The sequence below is a fragment of the Microbacterium sp. MMO-113 genome, from assembly GCF_037148555.1.
Lineage (GTDB): Bacteria > Actinomycetota > Actinomycetes > Actinomycetales > Microbacteriaceae > Microbacterium.
This window is the reverse complement of record NZ_JBBCTD010000001.1, coordinates 1,090,770-1,108,896: the sequence shown is the minus strand read 5'-3', so window position 1 is coordinate 1,108,896 and position 18,127 is coordinate 1,090,770. Positions and strand designations below refer to the sequence as shown.

Annotated in this window: 29 protein-coding genes and 1 tRNA gene; 24 read left to right on the top strand and 6 right to left on the bottom strand. The window is 68.9% G+C overall.

What is annotated here, in order from left to right:
• Window positions 1-79 precede the first annotated feature (79 nt).
• From WFJ36_RS05485 to aceE, 6 genes are all read right to left on the bottom strand, one after another.
• Window positions 80-1,318, bottom strand: a complete 1,239-nt coding sequence (locus WFJ36_RS05485; RefSeq protein ID WP_336642841.1) for a beta-ketoacyl-[acyl-carrier-protein] synthase family protein — start codon at window positions 1,316-1,318, stop codon at window positions 80-82.
• A 97-nt stretch (window positions 1,319-1,415) separates the two neighbouring features.
• Window positions 1,416-1,664 (bottom strand): acyl carrier protein, encoded by a 249-nt coding sequence (locus WFJ36_RS05480; protein ID WP_017202249.1) that lies wholly within the window; start codon window positions 1,662-1,664, stop codon window positions 1,416-1,418.
• A 69-nt stretch (window positions 1,665-1,733) separates the two neighbouring features.
• The gene (locus WFJ36_RS05475; protein WP_071329458.1) at window positions 1,734-2,735 is read right to left on the bottom strand and encodes a beta-ketoacyl-ACP synthase III; all 1,002 of its coding nucleotides are present in this window, start codon (window positions 2,733-2,735) and stop codon (window positions 1,734-1,736) included.
• Entirely contained in the window at window positions 2,732-3,652 is a 921-nt protein-coding gene (locus tag WFJ36_RS05470; protein ID WP_336642840.1) for an ACP S-malonyltransferase, read from the bottom strand. The genes WFJ36_RS05475 and WFJ36_RS05470 overlap by 4 nt, the downstream gene beginning before the upstream one ends.
• Window positions 3,653-3,744: 92 nt before the next feature.
• On the bottom strand, window positions 3,745-4,941 hold the full coding sequence (locus WFJ36_RS05465) for a PucR family transcriptional regulator (protein ID WP_025103615.1): 1,197 nt from the start codon (window positions 4,939-4,941) through the stop codon (window positions 3,745-3,747).
• A gap of 31 nt (window positions 4,942-4,972) precedes the next feature.
• Window positions 4,973-7,699 carry a pyruvate dehydrogenase (acetyl-transferring), homodimeric type gene (aceE, locus tag WFJ36_RS05460; RefSeq protein ID WP_136052464.1) on the bottom strand — a complete coding sequence of 909 codons (2,727 nt, stop codon included), beginning with the start codon at window positions 7,697-7,699 and terminating at the stop codon, window positions 4,973-4,975.
• Window positions 7,700-7,852: 153 nt separating this feature from the next.
• Between aceE and WFJ36_RS05455 the strand changes: the two genes are divergently transcribed.
• The 24 genes from WFJ36_RS05455 (at window position 7,853) to WFJ36_RS05340 (ending at window position 18,122) form a co-directional block, all read left to right on the top strand.
• Window positions 7,853-7,925: transfer RNA gene (locus WFJ36_RS05455), tRNA-Val, on the top strand.
• 382 nt (window positions 7,926-8,307) lie between these two features.
• Entirely contained in the window at window positions 8,308-8,559 is a 252-nt protein-coding gene (locus tag WFJ36_RS05450) for a helix-turn-helix domain-containing protein (RefSeq protein WP_259952303.1), read from the top strand.
• Window positions 8,556-8,822, top strand: a complete 267-nt coding sequence (locus tag WFJ36_RS05445; RefSeq protein ID WP_336642839.1) for a hypothetical protein — start codon at window positions 8,556-8,558, stop codon at window positions 8,820-8,822. The genes WFJ36_RS05450 and WFJ36_RS05445 overlap by 4 nt, the downstream gene beginning before the upstream one ends.
• Window positions 8,819-9,289, top strand: a complete 471-nt coding sequence (locus WFJ36_RS05440) for a hypothetical protein (RefSeq protein ID WP_336642838.1) — start codon at window positions 8,819-8,821, stop codon at window positions 9,287-9,289. Before WFJ36_RS05445 ends, WFJ36_RS05440 begins: the two co-directional genes overlap by 4 nt.
• A complete protein-coding gene (locus tag WFJ36_RS05435; protein WP_336642837.1) occupies window positions 9,286-9,489 on the top strand; it encodes a hypothetical protein in 204 nt (67 codons plus the stop codon). The genes WFJ36_RS05440 and WFJ36_RS05435 overlap by 4 nt, the downstream gene beginning before the upstream one ends.
• A complete protein-coding gene (locus tag WFJ36_RS05430) occupies window positions 9,486-9,677 on the top strand; it encodes a hypothetical protein (RefSeq protein ID WP_336642836.1) in 192 nt (63 codons plus the stop codon). The genes WFJ36_RS05435 and WFJ36_RS05430 overlap by 4 nt, the downstream gene beginning before the upstream one ends.
• Window positions 9,674-10,207, top strand: a complete 534-nt coding sequence (locus WFJ36_RS05425) for a crossover junction endodeoxyribonuclease RuvC (protein ID WP_336642835.1) — start codon at window positions 9,674-9,676, stop codon at window positions 10,205-10,207. The genes WFJ36_RS05430 and WFJ36_RS05425 overlap by 4 nt, the downstream gene beginning before the upstream one ends.
• The gene (locus tag WFJ36_RS05420; RefSeq protein WP_336642834.1) at window positions 10,204-10,515 is read left to right on the top strand and encodes a hypothetical protein; all 312 of its coding nucleotides are present in this window, start codon (window positions 10,204-10,206) and stop codon (window positions 10,513-10,515) included. Before WFJ36_RS05425 ends, WFJ36_RS05420 begins: the two co-directional genes overlap by 4 nt.
• The gene (locus WFJ36_RS05415) at window positions 10,515-10,787 is read left to right on the top strand and encodes a hypothetical protein (RefSeq protein WP_336642833.1); all 273 of its coding nucleotides are present in this window, start codon (window positions 10,515-10,517) and stop codon (window positions 10,785-10,787) included. The genes WFJ36_RS05420 and WFJ36_RS05415 overlap by 1 nt, the downstream gene beginning before the upstream one ends.
• Window positions 10,787-11,680 carry a PD-(D/E)XK nuclease-like domain-containing protein gene (locus WFJ36_RS05410; RefSeq protein ID WP_336642832.1) on the top strand — a complete coding sequence of 298 codons (894 nt, stop codon included), beginning with the start codon at window positions 10,787-10,789 and terminating at the stop codon, window positions 11,678-11,680. Before WFJ36_RS05415 ends, WFJ36_RS05410 begins: the two co-directional genes overlap by 1 nt.
• Window positions 11,677-12,642 (top strand): phage recombination protein Bet, encoded by a 966-nt coding sequence (bet, locus tag WFJ36_RS05405; protein ID WP_336642831.1) that lies wholly within the window; start codon window positions 11,677-11,679, stop codon window positions 12,640-12,642. The genes WFJ36_RS05410 and bet overlap by 4 nt, the downstream gene beginning before the upstream one ends.
• Window positions 12,639-12,917, top strand: coding sequence for a hypothetical protein (locus WFJ36_RS05400; RefSeq protein WP_336642830.1), 279 nt, complete (start codon window positions 12,639-12,641; stop codon window positions 12,915-12,917). Before bet ends, WFJ36_RS05400 begins: the two co-directional genes overlap by 4 nt.
• Window positions 12,918-12,928: 11 nt before the next feature.
• Complete coding sequence (locus WFJ36_RS05395) at window positions 12,929-13,225, top strand: hypothetical protein (protein ID WP_336642829.1); 297 nt, start codon at window positions 12,929-12,931, stop codon at window positions 13,223-13,225.
• Complete coding sequence (locus WFJ36_RS05390) at window positions 13,222-13,479, top strand: hypothetical protein (RefSeq protein WP_336642828.1); 258 nt, start codon at window positions 13,222-13,224, stop codon at window positions 13,477-13,479. Before WFJ36_RS05395 ends, WFJ36_RS05390 begins: the two co-directional genes overlap by 4 nt.
• A complete protein-coding gene (locus WFJ36_RS05385; RefSeq protein ID WP_336642827.1) occupies window positions 13,476-13,958 on the top strand; it encodes a hypothetical protein in 483 nt (160 codons plus the stop codon). Before WFJ36_RS05390 ends, WFJ36_RS05385 begins: the two co-directional genes overlap by 4 nt.
• Entirely contained in the window at window positions 13,955-14,212 is a 258-nt protein-coding gene (locus WFJ36_RS05380) for a hypothetical protein (RefSeq protein WP_336642826.1), read from the top strand. Before WFJ36_RS05385 ends, WFJ36_RS05380 begins: the two co-directional genes overlap by 4 nt.
• Window positions 14,212-14,619 (top strand): hypothetical protein, encoded by a 408-nt coding sequence (locus WFJ36_RS05375; RefSeq protein ID WP_336642825.1) that lies wholly within the window; start codon window positions 14,212-14,214, stop codon window positions 14,617-14,619. The genes WFJ36_RS05380 and WFJ36_RS05375 overlap by 1 nt, the downstream gene beginning before the upstream one ends.
• On the top strand, window positions 14,616-15,431 hold the full coding sequence (locus WFJ36_RS05370) for a hypothetical protein (protein ID WP_336642824.1): 816 nt from the start codon (window positions 14,616-14,618) through the stop codon (window positions 15,429-15,431). Before WFJ36_RS05375 ends, WFJ36_RS05370 begins: the two co-directional genes overlap by 4 nt.
• Window positions 15,431-15,751, top strand: a complete 321-nt coding sequence (locus WFJ36_RS05365) for a hypothetical protein (RefSeq protein ID WP_336642823.1) — start codon at window positions 15,431-15,433, stop codon at window positions 15,749-15,751. Before WFJ36_RS05370 ends, WFJ36_RS05365 begins: the two co-directional genes overlap by 1 nt.
• On the top strand, window positions 15,748-15,945 hold the full coding sequence (locus WFJ36_RS05360; RefSeq protein WP_336642822.1) for a hypothetical protein: 198 nt from the start codon (window positions 15,748-15,750) through the stop codon (window positions 15,943-15,945). Before WFJ36_RS05365 ends, WFJ36_RS05360 begins: the two co-directional genes overlap by 4 nt.
• Window positions 15,942-16,166 (top strand): hypothetical protein, encoded by a 225-nt coding sequence (locus WFJ36_RS05355; RefSeq protein ID WP_336642821.1) that lies wholly within the window; start codon window positions 15,942-15,944, stop codon window positions 16,164-16,166. The genes WFJ36_RS05360 and WFJ36_RS05355 overlap by 4 nt, the downstream gene beginning before the upstream one ends.
• The gene (locus WFJ36_RS05350) at window positions 16,163-16,429 is read left to right on the top strand and encodes a hypothetical protein (RefSeq protein WP_336642820.1); all 267 of its coding nucleotides are present in this window, start codon (window positions 16,163-16,165) and stop codon (window positions 16,427-16,429) included. Before WFJ36_RS05355 ends, WFJ36_RS05350 begins: the two co-directional genes overlap by 4 nt.
• Complete coding sequence (locus tag WFJ36_RS05345) at window positions 16,426-16,884, top strand: XF1762 family protein (protein ID WP_336642819.1); 459 nt, start codon at window positions 16,426-16,428, stop codon at window positions 16,882-16,884. The genes WFJ36_RS05350 and WFJ36_RS05345 overlap by 4 nt, the downstream gene beginning before the upstream one ends.
• Window positions 16,881-18,122 (top strand): AAA family ATPase, encoded by a 1,242-nt coding sequence (locus WFJ36_RS05340; protein ID WP_336642818.1) that lies wholly within the window; start codon window positions 16,881-16,883, stop codon window positions 18,120-18,122. Before WFJ36_RS05345 ends, WFJ36_RS05340 begins: the two co-directional genes overlap by 4 nt.
• Window positions 18,123-18,127 lie beyond the last annotated feature (5 nt).

Sequence of the window (18,127 nt, the reverse complement as noted above, 5' to 3'; positions counted from 1 at the left end):
AAGGGTGAGAGCGGACTGCGCATGACGAAGGCCCCCGGGAAGATGATCCCGGGGGCCTTCGTCGCGGATGCGGAAGCGGTCAGTCGACGCCGCCGAGCACGAGCACGGCGTTGTGTCCGCCGAAGCCGAACGAGTTGCTGATGGCGATCTGCGGACCGTCGCCGAGCGGAGCCGCCTCTCCAGACAGACGGAACGGCACCTCCGGGTCCGGCTCGGTCATGTTGATCGTCGGCGGGGCCACGCGGTCCCGCAGCGCGAGGAGCGAGAAGATCGCCTCCAGCGCGCCGGTCCCGCCCAGGAGGTGTCCGGTGGACGCCTTGGTCGCCGACACCGGGATCTCATCGATCCGGTCGCCGAAGACGTTTTTCAGCGCGACGTACTCGTTGGGGTCGCCGACCGGCGTCGAGGTCGCGTGGGCGTTGATGTGCGTCACCTGGTCGGGGGTGATGCCGGCCTCCTCGAGTGCCTGGACGACGGCACGGGCCGCCCCCTTGCCCTCGGGGTCGTTGCCGGTGATGTGGTAGGCGTCGGCGGTCACTCCACCGCCGAGGACGTAGCCGTAGATCTTCGCGCCGCGGGCCTTGGCGTGCTCCTCTGTCTCGAGGATGAGGGCCGCTGCGCCCTCGCCCATCACGAAGCCGTCGCGGTCGATCGCGCCGGGTCGGGAGGCGTGGGCGGGGTCGTCGTTGCGACGCGACAGCGCCTGCGCGGAGGCGAACGCGGCCATGGTGATCGGGTGGATCGCCGACTCCGTGCCGCCGGCGATGACGACGTCGGCCAGGCCCTCCTGCAGGTGGTGGAAGGCGTGGATGATCGACTCGGTGCTGGAGGCGCAGGCGCTGACGACCGTCTGTGCGTAGGCGCGGGCCTCGAACTGCAGCGACAGGTTGCCGGCGGCCGCATTCGGCATCAGCATCGGCACGGTCAGCGGCATGACCCGGCGGGGGCCCTTCTCGCGCAGCGTGTCCCAGGCGTCGAGCAGCGTCCAGAGGCCGCCGATCCCGGTCGCGAAGTCGACGCCGAGGCGCTCGGGAGCGACCTCGGGCGAGCCCGCGTCCGCCCAGGCCTCACGGGCCGCGATGAGGGCGAACTGTGAAGACGGGTCGAGACGCTTCGCCTCGTGGCGGGGCAGCACCTCTTCCGGACGGACGCTCGCGGAGGCGGCGAACGTGACGGACAGGTCGTACTCCTGCACCCAGTCGTGCTCGATCGTGCGGGCGCCGGAGGCACCGGCGAGAAGGTTGTCCCAGTTCTCCGGTGCCGTCCCGCCGATGGCGGAGGTGGCGCCGATGCCGGTGACGACGATGCGCTTGGTCATGAGGTGTGGTTCCTTGTCGAAACGAGGTCGTGCGGGGGATGGGCAGGGACGGAGGATGCCACTCCTCACCCGGGGCGAGGGTGGCATCCTTCCGGGATTACTCCTGGCCCGCGACGATGAAGTTGACGGCGTCGCCGACGGTCTTCAGGTTCTTGACCTCGTCGTCGGGGATGGTGACGCCGAACTTCTCCTCGGCGTTGACGACGATCGTCATCATCGAGATCGAGTCGATGTCGAGGTCGTCCGTGAACGACTTCTCCAGGGCGACCTCGCTGGCGTTGATGCCGGTCTCGTCGGTGATCAGCTCTGCGAGGCCGGCGAGGACCTCATCGTTGGTGAAAGCCATGGTGGTCTTCCTCTTTCTTGCGGGTTGTATTCGGAACCGTGGAACAGTCTAGGGAAGGTCGACGCGTCTTCAGGGAAGGACGACGACCTGGGCTGCGAAGACGAGGCCGGCGCCGAAGCCGATCTGCAGGGCGAGTCCGCCGGAGAGCTCCGGGTGCTCGGCCATGAGGCGGTGGCTGGCGAGAGGGATCGAGGCGGCCGACGTGTTGCCGGTGGTCTCGATGTCGCGGGCGATGACGGTGGTCTCCGGCAGGCCGAGCTGCTTGGCGAACTCGTCGATGATGCGCATGTTGGCCTGGTGCGGGATGAAGGCGGCGAGGTCGGAGGCCTCGATCCCGGCCTTCTCCAGCGCCTCACGTGCGACCTTCGCCATCTCCCAGACGGCCCAGCGGAAGACCGTCGGGCCCTCCTGGCGGAGCGTCGGCCACGGCACGACGCCGTCGCGGAAATCCGTGAGGGTGGCGTTCATGCCCACGGCGTCTGCTTTCGAGCCGTCGCTGCCCCACACAGCGGGGGCGATGCCCGGCGTGTCGCTGGGGCCGATGAGCGCGGCGCCGGCGCCGTCGCCGAGGAGGAAGGAGATGCTGCGGTCGGTCGGGTCGACGACATCGGAGAGCTTCTCCGTACCGATCACGAGCGCGTGGCGGGCCGCACCCGCCTTGATGAGCGCGTCGGCTTGCGCCACGGCGTAGGCGTAGCCCGCACAGGCCGCGTTGATGTCGTAGGCCGCGGCCGGGTTGGCCCCGACGCGGTCCGCGACGATCGCGGAGACGGACGGCGTCTGCTTCGGGTTGCTGATGGTCGCGACGATCACGAGGTCGACATGGGCGGCCGGGACGCCCGACTTCTCGATGGCCTCGGCTGCCGCCGCGGTCGCGAGGTCGATGGCGTCGGTGTCCTTGTCGGCCCGCGCCCGCGTGATGATGCCGGTGCGCTGACGGATCCACTCATCGCTGGAGTCGATCGGCCCGATGAGGTCTTCGTTGGGCACCGCGTTCTCGCCGCGAGCCGCGCCGAACGCGTAGATGCGGGTGTAGGCGGGCCCGGCGATCTGGGCGAGGGAGGCGGTCATGCGGCTTCTCCGTTCAGCAGCGCGACGGCGGCTTCGAGGTCTTCGGGGGTCTTCACGGCGACCGTCGGCACGCCGCGCAGGCCGCGCTTGGCGAGACCGACGAGGGCGCCCGCGGGGGCGAGCTCGATGACGCCGGTCACGCCGGCGTCGGCGAACGAAGCCATGCAGAGGTCCCACCGGACGGGGGAGGAGACCTGGTCGACGAGGTAGTCGAGCGCCGTCCTGCCGTCGGTCACGACCGAGCCGTCGCGGTTGGTCCAGAGCGTGATCTCGGGGTCGCCCGGCTGCACATCGGCGACCGCGTCGCGGAGGGTCGAGACGGCGGAGGCCATGTAGTCGGTGTGGAATGCGCCGGCGACCTGGAGCGGCACCACGCGCGTGCCCTTGACCGGCTCCTCGGCGAGAGCCGCCAGGGCCGGAAGGGGACCGGCGACGACGATCTGCCCGCCGCCGTTGAAGTTCGCCGGCGCGAGGCCGAGCTCGGCGAGTCGGGCGAGGAGAGCCTCCTCATCGCCGCCGAGCACCGCGCTCATCCCCGTCGGGGTCTGGGCGGCGGCATCGGCCATCGCCCTCCCGCGGATGCCGACGAGGCGCATGCCCGTCTCGGCGTCCAGCACGCCGCTGCCGACGAGCGCCGCGATCTCCCCGACGGAGTGCCCGGCGATGCCATCCGCGCGGCGACCGGCGCCGGCCACGAGGGCATCACCGGCCACGAGGGAGGCGGCCACGATCAGCGGTTGGGCGACGCGGGTGTCACGGATGGTGTCCGCGTCCGACTCGGTGCCGTGCGCGCGGAGATCGAGCTGTGCGGCCTCGGAGTAGGCGGCGAGACGCTCTTCCACTCCGTCGAGCTCGAGCCAGGGGGCGAGGAATCCGGGGGTCTGCGAGCCCTGTCCAGGGCAGACGACGACAATCACCCACCCAGTCTGCCAACGATCGCGGCAGAACGGTGGATGATCCATCACAAGATTGCGTGAAACCCTTGTGTGTGGCGCACAGATCGCGCGGCTCAGCGCGGAGGGCGACGGAGCGGCGGACGGCGACGCACCTGCTCGGCCGCCCCGATGGAGCCGAGGATGAGCGCGGTCTGCAGGATGAGGGCCTCGCGGGGTCCGGTCGCGTCCCACCCGATGACCTCGCTCACCCGCTTGAGGCGGTAGCGGACGGTGTTCGGATGCACGAAGAGCTCGCGGGCTGTCGCCTCGAGGGACCGGCCGTTGTCGAGATAGCTCCAGAGCGTCGTGACGAGGTCGGTCGAGTGCGCCTGCAGCGGGCGGTAGATGCGCTCGATGAGGGTCTGCTTCGCGAGAGGGTCGCCGGCGAGGGCGCGCTCCGGAAGCAGGTCGTCGGCTTCGACGGGCCGCGGTGCGCTCCGCCACGCGCGGGCCACCGCGAATCCGGCCAGCGCTGCACGCGCGCTCTGGCTGGCATCGACGAGGGCGGCCACCGCCGGCCCCAGCACGACGAACCCCGGGCCGAAGGACGGCTCCAGACGGGCCGCGATCTCCTGGAACCCGAGCTCCTCGTCCTCGCCCTCCTGGCCCTCGACGCGCGCGCGTCCGAGCACGAGCACGAGGCGCGAGCCCTGCACGCCGATGAGGACGTCAACCGCGAGCTTGCGCGCCGTCCGACGCACGAGGTCGACGTCGAACTGCGGGGGTGTGGTGCCGACCAGGACCGCGACCTCTCCATGGCCGTGCCACCCGAGCGCGGCGATCCGGCTGGGCAGCTCCTCGTCGGCCTCGCCCGTGAGGATCGAGTCGACGACGAGCGCCTCGAGCCGCGCGTCCCACAGACCGCGGGCCTCGGCGGCGCGGGCGTAGACGTCGGCGGCGGCGAACGCCACATCCCGCGAGTAGAGCAGGATGGCTTCGCGGAGGTGCTCGCCCTTGCCCGCCACCCGCTCCTCGGTCACCTCGACGGTGACGCGGATGAGCTGGAGCGTCTGCTGCAGACTCACGCTGCGCAGCAGCTCACGGGGAGCGGCGGCGAAGATGTCCGCGGCGATCCACGGGGTGGACGTCGGGTCGTCGTACCACTGGATGAACGACGTGATGCCCGCCTGCGCCACCAGCCCGACCGCGGAGCGGCGGGCTGGTGGCATGTCGGCGTACCAGGGGAGGGTGTCCTCCAGCCGCTTGATGGTCACCGTGGCGATGTCGCCGGAGATCCGGCGCAGCCAGGTGAGCGTGGCGGCCTTGTCCATGCCGGCGGCGGAGGTGGGTGTCACCGAGGGCTCAGCTTTCGCCGCCTGCGTTGCCGCTCGTGCCGGCGTTCACGTCGTGCAGGCGGTACTTCTCGATGGCCTGAGCGGAGAGGCCGCGGTCGACCTTGCCCTCCTCGGCCAGTGCCTGCAGGGTGCGCACGACGATCGACGGGCCGTCGATCTTGAAGAAGCGGCGGGCCGCGGCACGGGTGTCCGAGAAGCCGAAGCCGTCGGCACCGAGGGTGGCGAAGCGGTTCGGGACCCACGGGCGGATCTGGTCCTGCACGGCGTGCATGAAGTCGCTCACTGCGACGACGGGACCTTCGGCGCCCTGGAGCTTCTGCGTGAGGTACGCGGTGCGCGGCTCCTGCTCCGGGTGGAGGAAGTTGTGCTCGTCGGCGGCGAGGCCGTCGCGGCGCAGCTCGGTCCACGAGGTGACCGACCACACGTCGGCGACGACGCCCCAGTCCTTCTTCAGCAGCTCCTGGGCCTCGAGTGCCCACGGCAGACCCACGCCGGAGGCGAAGAGCTGCGCGCGGGGGCCGTCGCCCTCGCCGACGGCGACGCGGTGGATGCCGCGGACGATGCCGTCCACATCCACGTCGGCAGGCTCAGCGGGCTGCACCATCGGCTCGTTGTACACCGTGAGGTAGTACATGACGTTCGGGTCTTCGTGCTGACCGCCGTACATCCGCTCGAGACCGGAGCGCATGATGTGCGCGATCTCATAGCCGTACGCGGGGTCGTAGGAGACCGTCGCCGGGTTGGTGGAGGAGAGCAGGTGCGAGTGGCCATCGGCGTGCTGGAGGCCCTCACCCGTGAGGGTGGTGCGGCCGGCGGTGGCGCCGATGATGAAGCCGCGGGCCATCTGGTCGCCGGCGGCCCACTGGGCGTCACCAGTGCGCTGGAAGCCGAACATCGAGTAGAAGATGTAGATCGGGATCAGCGGCTCGCCGTGCGTCGCGTACGACGTGCCCGCGGCGGTGAACGCCGCGAGAGCACCGGCCTCATTGATGCCGACGTGGACGATCTGTCCCTGCGGGCTCTCCTTGTAGGCGAGCAGCAGCTCCCGGTCGACCGACGTGTAGTGCTGGCCGTTGGGGTTGTAGATCTTCGCGGTCGGGAAGTACGCGTCCATGCCGAACGTGCGCGCCTCGTCGGGGATGATCGGCACGATGCGGTGGCCGAACTCCTTCGAGCGCAGCAGGTCCTTCAGCAGACGGACGAACGCCATGGTCGTGGCGATCTCCTGCGTGCCGGAGCCCTTCTTCGGGAGCGCGTAGGCGTTCTCCTCGGGAAGGGACAGGCCGACGTGCGTCGAGCGGCGCTCCGGGAGGAAGCCGCCGAGGGCCTTGCGGCGCTCAAGCATGTACTGGATCGTCTCGTCCTGCGGTCCCGGGTTGTAGTACGGGGGCAGGTACGGGTTCTCCTCGAGCTGCGCGTCCGTGATCGGGATGTGCATCGCGTCGCGGAACGTCTTGAGGTTGTCCAGCGTCATCTTCTTCATCTGGTGGGTCGCGTTGCGGCCCTCGAACTGCGGGCCCAGCCCGTAGCCCTTGACGGTCTTCGCGAGGATGACGGTCGGCTTGCCCTTGTGCTCGGTCGCGGCCTTGAACGCGGCGTAGACCTTGCGGTAGTCGTGGCCACCCCGCTTGAGGTTCCAGATGTCGTCGTCGGAGTAGTCCTTGACGAGCGCGGCGGCGCGCTCGTCGCGGCCGAAGAAGTGCTCGCGGATGTAGGCGCCGGACTCGGCCTTGTACGTCTGGTAGTCGCCGTCGGGTGTGACGTTCATGAGGTTGAGCAGTGCGCCCTCGGTGTCGCGGGCGAGCAGGTCGTCCCACTCGCGGCCCCAGACCACCTTGATGACGTTCCAGCCGGCGCCGCGGAAGAACGACTCCAGCTCCTGGACGATCTTGCCGTTGCCGCGCACCGGGCCGTCGAGACGCTGCAGGTTGCAGTTCACGACGAAGGTGAGGTTGTCGAGGCCCTCGTTCGCCGCGACCTGGAGCTGTCCGCGGCTCTCGACCTCGTCCATCTCGCCGTCGCCGAGGAACGCCCAGACGTGCGACTGCGAGGTGTCCTTGATGCCGCGGTTCTCGAGGTACTTGTTCGACATCGCCTGGTAGATGGCGTTGATCGGGCCGAGACCCATCGACACCGTCGGGAACTGCCAGTACTCCGGCATGAGGCGCGGGTGCGGGTACGACGGGATGCCGTTCGGCGCATGCGACTTCTCCTGGCGGAAGCCGTCGAGCTGGTCCTCCGTGAGGCGCCCCTCGAGGAAGGAGCGTGCGTAGGTGCCGGGGGAGGCGTGACCCTGGATGAAGATCTGGTCGGCGCCACCGGGGTGGTCCGCCCCCTTGAAGAAGTGGTTGAAGCCCACCTCGTACAGCGCCGCCGAGGAGGCGTAGGTGGAGATGTGACCGCCGACGCCGATGCCGGGGCGCTGGGCACGGTGCACCGTGATGGCGGCGTTCCAGCGGATCCAGGCGCGGTAACGCCGCTCGATCTCCTCGTCACCGGGGAACTCGGGCTCGTTCTCCGGGGCGATGGTGTTGATGTAGTCGGTGGTCGGAACCATCGGCACGTTCAGGTGCAGTTCCTTGGAGCGCTTGAGCAGGCTGAGCATGATCTCGCGCCCGCGGCCGTGGCCCTTGGCGTCCACCAGCTCGTCGAGCGACTGCTGCCACTCACCGGTCTCTTCCGGATCGCTGTCGAGGGGGCCCTGAGAGTACGGATCCTGGTCGTGGACGGTCACGGGGGAACCTTTCGTCAAGCTGGCAGGTCATGCCAAGGAAACGGGAAGCGACACGGGCAGCCTTGTCGGCCGTGCACAACGCGCGCCGACCTCAGCCTATCCCTCTTCCACGACACGGGTGCGCATCCGCACCCGGATAGACTGAGCGCACCAGGGCCTTTAGCTCAGCTGGTAGAGCGCCACGTTTACACCGTGGATGTCGGCGGTTCGAACCCGTCAAGGCCCACCGAGATGTACTGCCGGTAGAACTCGACCGGGTCGATCTTCAGCACGTGCGCGATCCCTTCCAGCTCATCGGCGAGGAACGGCGACTTCCCGTTGAGTCGCTCTCCCATCGTCGACGGTGAGACCCCCATGCGGACCGCGACGAAGCGGGCCGACCGCTCGTGCTCGTCGACGATCACGGACTTCACGAACTCGCCGCGTGCACGTCGGAGCTTCCGCTCGTCGGTGATGATCGGCGTCACATTCCCCTGGATGTTCATGCGGATCAGTGTACGGGTTTCCGGTCACTCTGGCAAGTCGGCCCGTACGCTCACCCCGGAAATTCGGCAACACGCCGCAAATCCGTATTGACGGTGTGCGGAATCTCGCACACACTTACCGACATGACGAACTCACGAATCGGCATCCCGGACAAGGTGCGCGGTGTCGCCGCCGAAAAGGGATACACCCAGGACCGCCTCGCCCAGACGATTCGCATCTCGCGAACGCAGCTCGTCGAACGCCTCGGCGGACGGATCCCGTTCAAGGCGGACGAGATCCTGACGCTCGCGTTCGAGATGCGCGTGCCGGTCGAGCGGTTCTTCCCGACTGAGGCCGAGATGCGTGAGGCCGCTGACGCCGAGGCGGTGGCGTGATGGTCACCATCCGCTACGCCGCCGGCATGATCGCGGTCCTGTGCTGGGCGGTCACGTTCGTCACCCTCACCGTCGACGCGGTCACGATCCTCGGCACCCTCGCCGTGCTCGCGTGGTTCTGGACGTTCGGTGTCTTCACCTGGCCCTTCTGGTTCGGGGACGCCGCTACGAACACCCGACTCGCCGAGGTCGACGAGTCCCTCGACTTCGAGGCGTCCGTGCTGGGCGACCTCTCCCACCTCAACGACGAGAACGGACGATGACCATGCAGGAGCAGAGCCGGTACGAGACCCGCAGTGGGCGGGTCGTGAAGGTCCAGGAGAACGGCGGGATCGTCTTCGACCACGTCAACGGGTACATCACGCCCGAGATGGTGCCAGACGCCGAGGAGTTCTTCGAGGCACGGAAGGACGACGAGCTCGGCCGGTGGCGCTGGCCGGAGGACCGCAAGTTCGTGGTGTACGGCCGCGATGACGGCGGGGCGCGTGTGGTCGACGAGACGACCGGCGACAACTGGTTCTATCGGCGCGAGGACGCCGTGCACGTCGGAGACCCGTACTTTGCGGCGTCTGCGTTCTGGGAGGCGCACCCGGTCGAGCCGAAGCCGACCGCCGCCGAGATCGTGGAGCTCCTGCGGGCGTGGTCCGACGACCCGCGTCCGACGCGTGAGCGGCTGATCCTCGGGCACGCGGCGAACACCATCGAGGACCTTCGTCGGGGTCGGCGATGAACGCCCGGAAGATCGCCGTCGCGATCGTCGCGGTGTCCGTGCTCGGTCTCGCGGGATGTTCCTCGCCGGACACGCGTGAGGTGTGCGAGGCGCGGGGCGGCGAGTGGACGAGCACCACCATCCTCATGCCGATCCTCGTCGGGAAGGTCACGGTGCTCCAGCCGATCACCACCTGGTCGTGCGAAGGAGGCGAGCAGTGAGCGCCCCGCAGTCGGATCCGGTACCCGTGCGCGCCGAGCGGATCCCGAACGCGAACACCCCGGTTCGTCTGTCCGAGGTGCGACAGCAGCGGGCGTCGTTCGTCGCGAACGTGGCGGCCGGTGCCGTGCTCATCGCTCTCTGCCTCGGTGGGATCGGGTTCTACTTCGTGTCGGGGCTGGCGTCATGAGCCGCTTCATCGGGATCGACTACTCGACGACGTCGACCGGCGTCGCGATCGTCGACGGTGAGCACTGGCAGGTGTTCCGCCTTCGCTCGTCGTCGACGCCCGGCGCATCGCTGCTCGACTACTACGACCGCATCCTCGGCCTCTCCCGGGACATCACCGCAGCGATCGACTTTCAGCCCGGCGACCGGATCGGGATCGAGGGCATCGCGTTCGCAGGCCGCGGGTCGTCGGTGGACCGTCTGCATTACGCGTGGCACCGCACCGTCGAGTACGTCGCGCGGACGGCGACCGAGCCGGTGATTGTCACGACGAATCAGGTGAAGCAGCTCGCGACAGGCAAGGGCTCTGCGGATAAGGACCAGGTGCTCCTCGCTACTGAGCGTCGGATTCCGCAGGCGCGGGTCGGCGGCAATGACGAAGCCGACGCCGCGTGGGTCGCGGTCGGCGTATCCATCCTCGCCGGGTCCCCGGTGATTGATCTGCCGGCGGCTCACCTGCCGAAGGCATGGACGAAGGGAAAGACAGCATGACCGAAACCAAGCCGACGTCGTTCAAGAACGGCGTCCCGAAGGCGGAACGCAACGGCATGTTCGGTGCCGAGGACCGCCTGATCGAGCTCGCGAAGGCGGGCGGCACGGTCACGGCGATCGTGACGTACTCGGTGCCGAAGGTGATGCACGACGAGATCGCCGACGAGCGGTACCCGGTGGTGCAGATCGATCACATCGAGCCGCTGTTCGAGGAGAAGGCGGAGGCGTCGGCGGTGAAACTGCGCGACACGGCGTACAAGGCGCGGACCGCTGAGGGTGCGCTCGACATCCCGGAGGTCGAGAACTGATGGGCGTCCGTATCGAGCAGACGGCGGGCCTACACCCGCGCCTCACCCTCGACTCGCGGATGGCACGGGAGCGGCATGCCATCGCGTCGCGTTACCGCCCGTCGGCGCGCGAGCGGTTCGCCGAGCTGCGTGAGCGGCTGTTCGCGTCGCGTCCGATCATCGGGGACCAGAAGCCGCGTCCGGGTGCGGACGGCATCACGTCGACGCGGCTGCCGATCTACGGCAAGCCGACGTTCCGGAACGTGATCGACGAGAACGGGAAGCACGTCTGATGGCCGCCCCGGAGACGAGCATCGCGCTCGCACGCCCGGAGGTCGTCTCCGGGCGGTTCGAGCCGAGCATGGACGAGGAGGAGTATCACGCGCACCCGGCGCTGTCGGCGTCGGGGATGAAGGTCCTGCTCCGGTCGCCGAAGCACTTCCGGCTCGCGCGGACCGAGAACCGGGCTCCGAAGAAGGAGTTCGACGTCGGGCATGCGGCGCACAAGCTGATCCTCGGTGTCGGGATGCCGATCGTCGAGATCCCGGCGGGGCTCCTGTCCGGCGCGAACGCTGCGGTGCAGAGCGCGAAGGCGAAGGCGTGGGTCGAGGAGGCCCGCACCGAGGGCAAGGTGCCGCTGAAGCCGAAGGACTTCCAGGCGGTGCGTCGGATGGCGGACGCCGTGCTGACGAACGTGAAGGCGCGGCGTGTGCTCGAGGCGGCGCCGTGGCGTGAGGTGTCGCTGTTCGGTGAGGACGAGGCGACCGGGGTGCAGGTGCGGAGTCGGCTCGACGCGCTCGGTGAGGGTGTCCTCGGCGACGTGAAGACAACGCCGGACGTGAGCCCCCGGAAGATCACGAACGCGGTGGTCGACCTGGGTTACGACCTGTCGGCGGAGATGTACCGGCAGATGGTGATCCGGGTACTCGGGTACGACCCGGGGCCGATGAACCTGATCTTCGTCGAGAAGGAGCTGCCGCACGAGGTGCGTGTGGTGCGGCTTGCGGACCCGGCGTGGCGGGTCGGTGGGGAGACGAAGATCCGGGCGGCGCTGGACGTGTTCGCGTGGTGCTCGGAGCAGGGCGTGTGGCCCGGTGATGACGAGGACGGCGGAGAGATCCGCGACCTGCCCGTGCCGGCTTGGTACGAGCGGCAGATGAACGCGCTCGAGGAGGACGTGCTGTGAGCACTGCACTGATGCCGACGTCGACGGCGGCGAAGGACTGGACCGACGAGGAGAAGGCGGCCGTCGAGGCGGCGGGCCTGGTCTTCGTCCACCAGTACGGCGAGCGGCGGGGTGAGAAGGTCCTCGCGCCGCGTCCTGTGATCGCGAAGTTCATGCACATCTCGGAGAAGACCGGGCTCGACCCGATGGCTCGGCAGATTTACTGCATCGGCCGGTTCGGGCAGGACGGTCTCGAGTGGTCGGTGCAGACGGGTATCGACGGGTTCCGGGTGATCGCGGAGCGGTCGAAGCAGTACGCCGGGCAGGACGAGCCGGAGTGGCTGACGAAGGATCACGGGTGGGTGCCCGCGTTCGTCAAGGAGCTGCACGGGGATCACCCGCTCGCGGCTCGCGTAAAGGTGTATCGGCACGACTGGGACCGGCCGATGGTCGGGATCGCGACGTGGGACGAGTACGCGCAGACGACTCGCAAGGGCGACCTGACTGCGATGTGGAAGCAGCGCGGCCCGGGGCAGCTCGCGAAGTGCGCGGAGGCGCTGGCGTTGCGGAAGGCGTTCCCGCAGGACCTCTCGGGGCTCTACACCGACGACGAGATGCAGTCGCAGACCGTCGACGTCGGTGAGGGCGAGGCCGAGGGCGAGCAGGTGCGGCGTCCCCGTCGGGGGATGACGACGCTCGCGGATCGGGCGCGTGCTGCGGCGGAGGCCGACGCCCGCACGGATGACGCTGCGGCGGCCGAAGTGGGACCACAGGTGCCGGAGGGTGCCGACGGCGTGGAGAGCGCGGGAGACGAGCCGGTGGAACCGGAGGCGACGGAGTACGACGTGGTCGACGCCGACGTGGTCGGTGAGTTCCCGTGCTCGAACTGCGGGTTGCCGCGGGCAGACGACGAGGGCGGCATCTGCGGCCCGTGTGAGGAACAGATCGAGGCGGACGTGGCCGCCGGTGAGGAGCAGTCATGAGCGGCAAGCGGACGGACTACGTCGGCAGCGCGAAGGCGAATCTGCGGAGCCTCCATGACGGGTCGGGCTACCGAAACGGTGAGGACGCGCTGGTGGTCGCCACGATCTCGCAGGTGTACGCGACGCTCGCGCTCGTCGAGCAGCAGCGCATCGCGAACATCCTCACGGTGATCGGTGACGAGGAGCCCGACACAGTGACGGAGGTCTTTCTTCGTATGGGCGTCGACCAGGCCGCGGTGCGTGCCGACATCGCCGCGGCGCTGGGGTGGTTGTGATGGGCCGGCCGATGGTGCGGAACGAGCACGGGGCGGTCCTCGGGATCGACTGGCGTCAGGTGCCCGGGATGGGCCTCGAGTCGGTGCCCGGTCGGATCGACGTGCGGAACGTGATGCCCGGTGACACGGTGCACCTCGACGGGCAGGACGTCGTCGTGCACCGGGTCGAGGGGCCGCGGTCGGCGTCGGCGATGCACCTCATCACCCGGACGGCGGGCGGCGCGGAGATCGTGCACGAGGCCGTGATCGGTGAGCGGGTCGACGTCGTCGCGGTGGGCGCGTTCGACCCGGAAGGCGCGGGCGCATGAGCGACATGGATCAGGCCGTCAGCGTCACGACGTCCGTCGACATCGACTGGGAAGAACTCGGCCGGGTGTTCGCCGATCAGGTGAGCACGGATCAGGCGAGGTTCTTCATCGGGTTCTACGAGGCGGTCGTCGACGAGCAGTTGATCTTCATCGCTGACGAGAAGGCGTTCGATCTCCATGACATCCGCCATGACGTATCGGTGCTCATCTCGAACCTCGGGCACTTCATCGCGACACGTGAGGCGAGGTCATGAGCGATCAGATGCAGGCCATCCTCCGGCGGGGTGACGTCCTCGTCTGGGAAGACGGCACGATCATCGACGTCGACTCGCTCGACGCGTACACCGAGGAAGCGCGGCTGATCGCGCACCCCCTCGACTCGGCATCGATCCGCACGCCCGACTGGGTGATCGACGCGCTGAACGACGCGTCGCGGTGGGCGGCCCGGATGGTCGCGATCATCGCCACGGCCGAGGAGATCAAGCGGCAGAAGTCCGCCGAGCTCGCCGACGCGCGGGCTCAGGCGGTTATCGACACGGCCGGCTTCCCGACTCGGGAGCAGGCGTCGCGGGTGCGGCTGCGGACGGTCGCGGAGCGGGAGGCGTACGACCGGGCGGTCGTCGCGTTCGAGAAGGCCCGCCGGGTGGGGAACCTCCTGTCGGACTACACGAGTCGGCTGCAGTCCATCGGGAAGCAGATCGAGATCACCTACCGGAACGGGGGGATGTCATGAGCACGAACATCGACGAGGACCGGGTGGTTCTCGAGGCCCTCGACTTCGCGCCGTCGTGCGAGGAGTGCGGGGACGAGGCGGCCGAGTGGTGGGTGGCGCTGTCGTGCTGCGGTGTGAGCACGACGAAGTGCCTCGGCTGCTACGCCCGCTGGGAGACGCAGGTCGCCACGCAGATCGGGCGGCCGGTGAAGTGCATCAGGTGCACGGCGGAGGGCTACCTGTCCTTCGACTGGTACCGGACGGGGCGGATCTGATGGGCGCCGGGGACTTCACCGCGGCGACGGTGCGACACGCGTTCTTCAAACGAGAGCGGGAGCGGTGCTTCCGCTGCCGGCGCCCGCTCCGGTTCGAGGACCGCGGGCGCGGCTGGTCGGCGCATCACCGGATGCCGCGGGGTGCGGGCGGGGTGGGTCGGAAGGACGGCGAGCTGGCTCGCATGATCTCCGACGTCACGAACTGCCTGATCCTCTGCGGGTCGGGGACGACCGGGTGTCACGGGTGGGTCGAGTCCCGCCGTGCGCTCGCTGAGGACTACGGCTTCATCGTCCGCCGGGGCATCAATCCGCCGGCGGGGATTCGGATCAAGAGGGCCGACGGGACGTGGTGGCTGCTGACGCGCAGCGGGCTCGCCGTCGAGGTCGAGGAAGGAACAGGGCTATGAGCGTGAAGGTGTCGAGCTGGGTGTGGCACGGCGACGAGTGCAAGACGCTTATGGGCAACGAGCTCGTGCTGATGCTGTCGCTAGCGGACGTCGCCGACGACAACGGTCGGTGCCGGTACATCGCCGACGATGACGACCTGACGTACGAAGGTCTCGCGCGGAAGGTCCGAGTGGATCGACGGACGATCGAGCGGCTGATCCCGAAGCTGCGGAAGCAGGGTCTCTTGACGATGCAGCGAGGGTCCAAGAGTCGGCCGAATGAGTTCGCGATCGTCGTCCCGTGGGTGCAGACGTCTCCCGACAATCTGTCGGGGAACGATTCGGGCATTCCCCGACAGCCGGTCGATATTCCCCGACAGGACGTGCAGGATTCCCCGACAAACGACGCATCCGTTCCTCTCTATAGACGTATAGACGTAGGAGACGTAGCAACGTCGGACGTCGCAAGCGACGCCCTCCCGTCGAAGTACACCCCGAGTGTGTCGAGGCTGTGCGATCTGCTGGCCGAGAAGGTCCGGGCGAACGGGCACAAGGTCGGCACCGTCGGTGAGAAGTGGTGGGCGGCGTGCGATCGGCTGATGCGTCTCGACGGGTACACGGCTGAGCAGATCGAGTGGATGATCCATTGGTCGACCTCGAACGAGTTCTGGGCGGCGAACATCCGGTCGATGCCGACGCTGCGAGAGAAGTTCTCGACGCTCGTCATGCAGGCGAAGCGCGACGCGATGAAGCACCAGGCGCAGTCGCCGAACGCCCGCGCGAACAGCATCGTCGAGATGGGCCGCCGTCTGCACGAGGCGGGGGTCGCGTGATGGACATCACCCAGACTGCGGACCTGCTCGCCGAGGTGCAGCTCATCGATAACCGCCGGATCGAGGAGGCGACGCTCGTCGCCTGGCATCGGCTCGTCGATGACCTCGACTACTCGGAGGCCGTCGAGGCGGTGCGGCTCCACTTCCGCACCTCTACGACCTACCTCACCCCGGCGCACGTCCGCGCCGCCGTCGAGCGGATCCGTCTCGCGGGCCTCGGTCCGCAGCAGGACGAGTACGGCAACGACATCGAGCCCGACTATCCCGCGGTCGCCGCGTACGAGCGGCTGCACCCCGAGCAGAAAGCGATCACCTCATGACTGACCCGATCCCGCTGCACCCGCAGCCGAGCATCCCGAACCCGCTCGTCCTCTCGCCGTACATGGGGATGACCGACGAAGAGATCGAACAGGGCATCGAAGCAGCGGGACACCGCATCGATGCCGCCGCGCACACGCGCGAGGCGCTCATCCGTGAACGCGAACGCCGGGTCGCCGCTGGTGGTGCGCGATGAGCGCCATCGTCACCGAGGCCACGCACCCCGGTCCGTGCTTCGCCTGCGACCGCGGCATCCGTCCCGGCCAGATGAGCCGGCTGAACGAGGAAGTCGATGGGGCGGGTGCGGATCCGGAGTGGGAGCACGTCACCTGCCCGGCCGCCGCGACCGTGTGTCCGACGTGCTTCACCGAGGTCGCCCGCAACGGCGCCTGCATGTGCGGGGCGGTGGGCGCATGAACGGGCGGATGCAGGTCCTCGTCGACGGCGAGTGGCAGGACATCGGCGGGACAGTGAGCAGCTTCACGCTCGACGAGGACACCGTGAGCGACGACGAGCAGGAGCAGATCCCGACGTCGTTCGAGATGAGCGTGCCGATCTCACCCGCCGCCAGCGCCGCGCTCTGGGAAGCGATCGAGCGCGCCGAGCGTGTGGCTCGAGCACAGCGCGCCCTCCGGCGACTGTGGCTCCGCTTCCCGTACCGGGGGGAGGGCGTCCGATGAGCGCGCTCCGCATCGTTCCGGTCGACCTCAAGCACGCGCAGGAGTTCGTCACGGCGCATCACCGCCACCACCAGGCACCCCGAGGCCACAAGATCAGCCTCGGCGTCGCGCGCGGCGAGGTGCTCGTCGGCGTTGCAATCCTCGGGCGCCCGACGTCGCGCGTCATTCAGGCGAACTGGGGCTACACCCTCGAAGTGAAGCGCACCGCGACCGACGGCACTCGGAACGCGAACTCGATGCTCTACGGCGCGTGCAAGCGGGTGGCCTTCGCGCTCGGATACGAGCGCCTCATCACCTACACGCAGGAGGGCGAGACCGGCGCGAGCCTCCGGGCGGCCGGCTTCCGCGTGCTCGCTGAGCGCCCACCTCGGGGCGGCTGGAACATGCCGTCCAGGCCGCGGGAGCAGTCCGGTCCCGTGAACATCGCACGCACGATCTGGGAGGTCACGCCGTGAGCGACTTCGTCGATGAGGTCCCGCCGGAGGACCCGTACGCTCCCGACACGGCACCCGCCGTCGACGGCCTCGCACTGTTCGAGCAGGGCGTGATCGGTGGGATGCTCGCGCACCCCCGCATCATCCCCGCCCTCGAGCGTGAGGTGTCGGCCGGCGACTTCCACGACGGCCGCCTCGGCGTGATCTTCACCCGGGTCGTCGAGCTGCACCTCGCCGGTGCCCACATCGACTACCTGTCCGTGTGGGACCAGCTCACGAACTGGGACGTGCACGGGATCTCACTGCCCGAACTCAGCGAGTGGGGCAACGTCACCGGCGAGGCGGCACGGTTCTACGCGACGAAGGTCCGCGAGGCATCCGTGGAGCGTGAGCTTCGGCTGATCGGTGCCCGGCTCATGGAGGGCGGCGTCGACCCCGGTGTCGCGATGGCCCGGGCGGCGCAGGACCTCCGCACGCTGCGGGACATGGCGGTCGGTGGCATGTCGGTCCGGTGGCTCCGCGAGGTCCTCGACGTTCCCGAGGAAGACGACGCCTACGACTGGGCGATCCCGGGGCTTCTCGAGCGGCAGGACCGGCTCATGCTCTCGGCGGGTGAGGGCGTCGGCAAGTCGACGTTCCTCCGGCAGATCGCGACGATGACCGCCGCGGGCCTGCACCCGTTCGAGGGCAGCGACATCCCGCCGCTGAACGTGCTCGTCATCGACGTCGAGAACAGCGAGCGGCAGTGGCGGCGGGCGGTGCGCGGACTCGCGGAGCGGGCGGCGCAGCTCGGGCAGCGCGACCCGCAAAACCACCTCGCGTTGCACTGCGTGCCACCGATGGACATCACGAACGCGAACGATCTCGGCAAGATCCACCGCTGGATCGACGAGTCGAAGCCGGACCTCGTGCTGATGGGGCCCCTGTACCGGATGACGGGCGGGTCGCTCAACAAGGAGGAGGAGGCGAAGCCCGTGCTGAACGCGCTCGACTCCATCCGTGAGCGCGACGTCGCGATGCTCATCGAGGTCCACGCGGGTCTCGACAAGGACGGCACGGGGGAGCGGGGGCTGCGTCCGCGTGGCTCGTCGACGCTCCTCGGCTGGCCGGAGTTCGGTCTCGGTATTCGCCGGGACAAGCAGATCGAGGGGCGGACGCCGACGTTCAGCCTCGTCCGGTGGCGCGGGGACCGTGACCGCCGGGACTTCCCTCGAAAGCTCATCTGGGGTCAGAGCTGGCCCTGGGAGAAGTCGTACTGAGAAAG

Bases quoted from the DNA above. Each gene is read 5' to 3' on its own strand.
- WFJ36_RS05485 (WP_336642841.1), bottom strand. From the start codon at position 1,318: ATGACCAAGCGCATCGTCGTCACCGGCATCGGCGCCACCTCCGCCATC.
- WFJ36_RS05480 (WP_017202249.1), bottom strand. From the start codon at position 1,664: ATGGCTTTCACCAACGATGAGGTCCTCGCCGGCCTCGCAGAGCTGATC.
- WFJ36_RS05475 (WP_071329458.1), bottom strand. From the start codon at position 2,735: ATGACCGCCTCCCTCGCCCAGATCGCCGGGCCCGCCTACACCCGCATC.
- WFJ36_RS05465 (WP_025103615.1), bottom strand. From the start codon at position 4,941: ATGGACAAGGCCGCCACGCTCACCTGGCTGCGCCGGATCTCCGGCGAC.
- WFJ36_RS05450 (WP_259952303.1), top strand. From the start codon at position 8,308: ATGACGAACTCACGAATCGGCATCCCGGACAAGGTGCGCGGTGTCGCC.
- WFJ36_RS05440 (WP_336642838.1), top strand. From the start codon at position 8,819: ATGACCATGCAGGAGCAGAGCCGGTACGAGACCCGCAGTGGGCGGGTC.
- WFJ36_RS05435 (WP_336642837.1), top strand. From the start codon at position 9,286: ATGAACGCCCGGAAGATCGCCGTCGCGATCGTCGCGGTGTCCGTGCTC.
- WFJ36_RS05425 (WP_336642835.1), top strand. From the start codon at position 9,674: ATGAGCCGCTTCATCGGGATCGACTACTCGACGACGTCGACCGGCGTC.
- WFJ36_RS05420 (WP_336642834.1), top strand. From the start codon at position 10,204: ATGACCGAAACCAAGCCGACGTCGTTCAAGAACGGCGTCCCGAAGGCG.
- WFJ36_RS05415 (WP_336642833.1), top strand. From the start codon at position 10,515: ATGGGCGTCCGTATCGAGCAGACGGCGGGCCTACACCCGCGCCTCACC.
- WFJ36_RS05410 (WP_336642832.1), top strand. From the start codon at position 10,787: ATGGCCGCCCCGGAGACGAGCATCGCGCTCGCACGCCCGGAGGTCGTC.
- WFJ36_RS05400 (WP_336642830.1), top strand. From the start codon at position 12,639: ATGAGCGGCAAGCGGACGGACTACGTCGGCAGCGCGAAGGCGAATCTG.
- WFJ36_RS05395 (WP_336642829.1), top strand. From the start codon at position 12,929: ATGGTGCGGAACGAGCACGGGGCGGTCCTCGGGATCGACTGGCGTCAG.
- WFJ36_RS05390 (WP_336642828.1), top strand. From the start codon at position 13,222: ATGAGCGACATGGATCAGGCCGTCAGCGTCACGACGTCCGTCGACATC.
- WFJ36_RS05385 (WP_336642827.1), top strand. From the start codon at position 13,476: ATGAGCGATCAGATGCAGGCCATCCTCCGGCGGGGTGACGTCCTCGTC.
- WFJ36_RS05380 (WP_336642826.1), top strand. From the start codon at position 13,955: ATGAGCACGAACATCGACGAGGACCGGGTGGTTCTCGAGGCCCTCGAC.
- WFJ36_RS05375 (WP_336642825.1), top strand. From the start codon at position 14,212: ATGGGCGCCGGGGACTTCACCGCGGCGACGGTGCGACACGCGTTCTTC.
- WFJ36_RS05370 (WP_336642824.1), top strand. From the start codon at position 14,616: ATGAGCGTGAAGGTGTCGAGCTGGGTGTGGCACGGCGACGAGTGCAAG.
- WFJ36_RS05365 (WP_336642823.1), top strand. From the start codon at position 15,431: ATGGACATCACCCAGACTGCGGACCTGCTCGCCGAGGTGCAGCTCATC.
- WFJ36_RS05360 (WP_336642822.1), top strand. From the start codon at position 15,748: ATGACTGACCCGATCCCGCTGCACCCGCAGCCGAGCATCCCGAACCCG.
- WFJ36_RS05355 (WP_336642821.1), top strand. From the start codon at position 15,942: ATGAGCGCCATCGTCACCGAGGCCACGCACCCCGGTCCGTGCTTCGCC.
- WFJ36_RS05350 (WP_336642820.1), top strand. From the start codon at position 16,163: ATGAACGGGCGGATGCAGGTCCTCGTCGACGGCGAGTGGCAGGACATC.
- WFJ36_RS05345 (WP_336642819.1), top strand. From the start codon at position 16,426: ATGAGCGCGCTCCGCATCGTTCCGGTCGACCTCAAGCACGCGCAGGAG.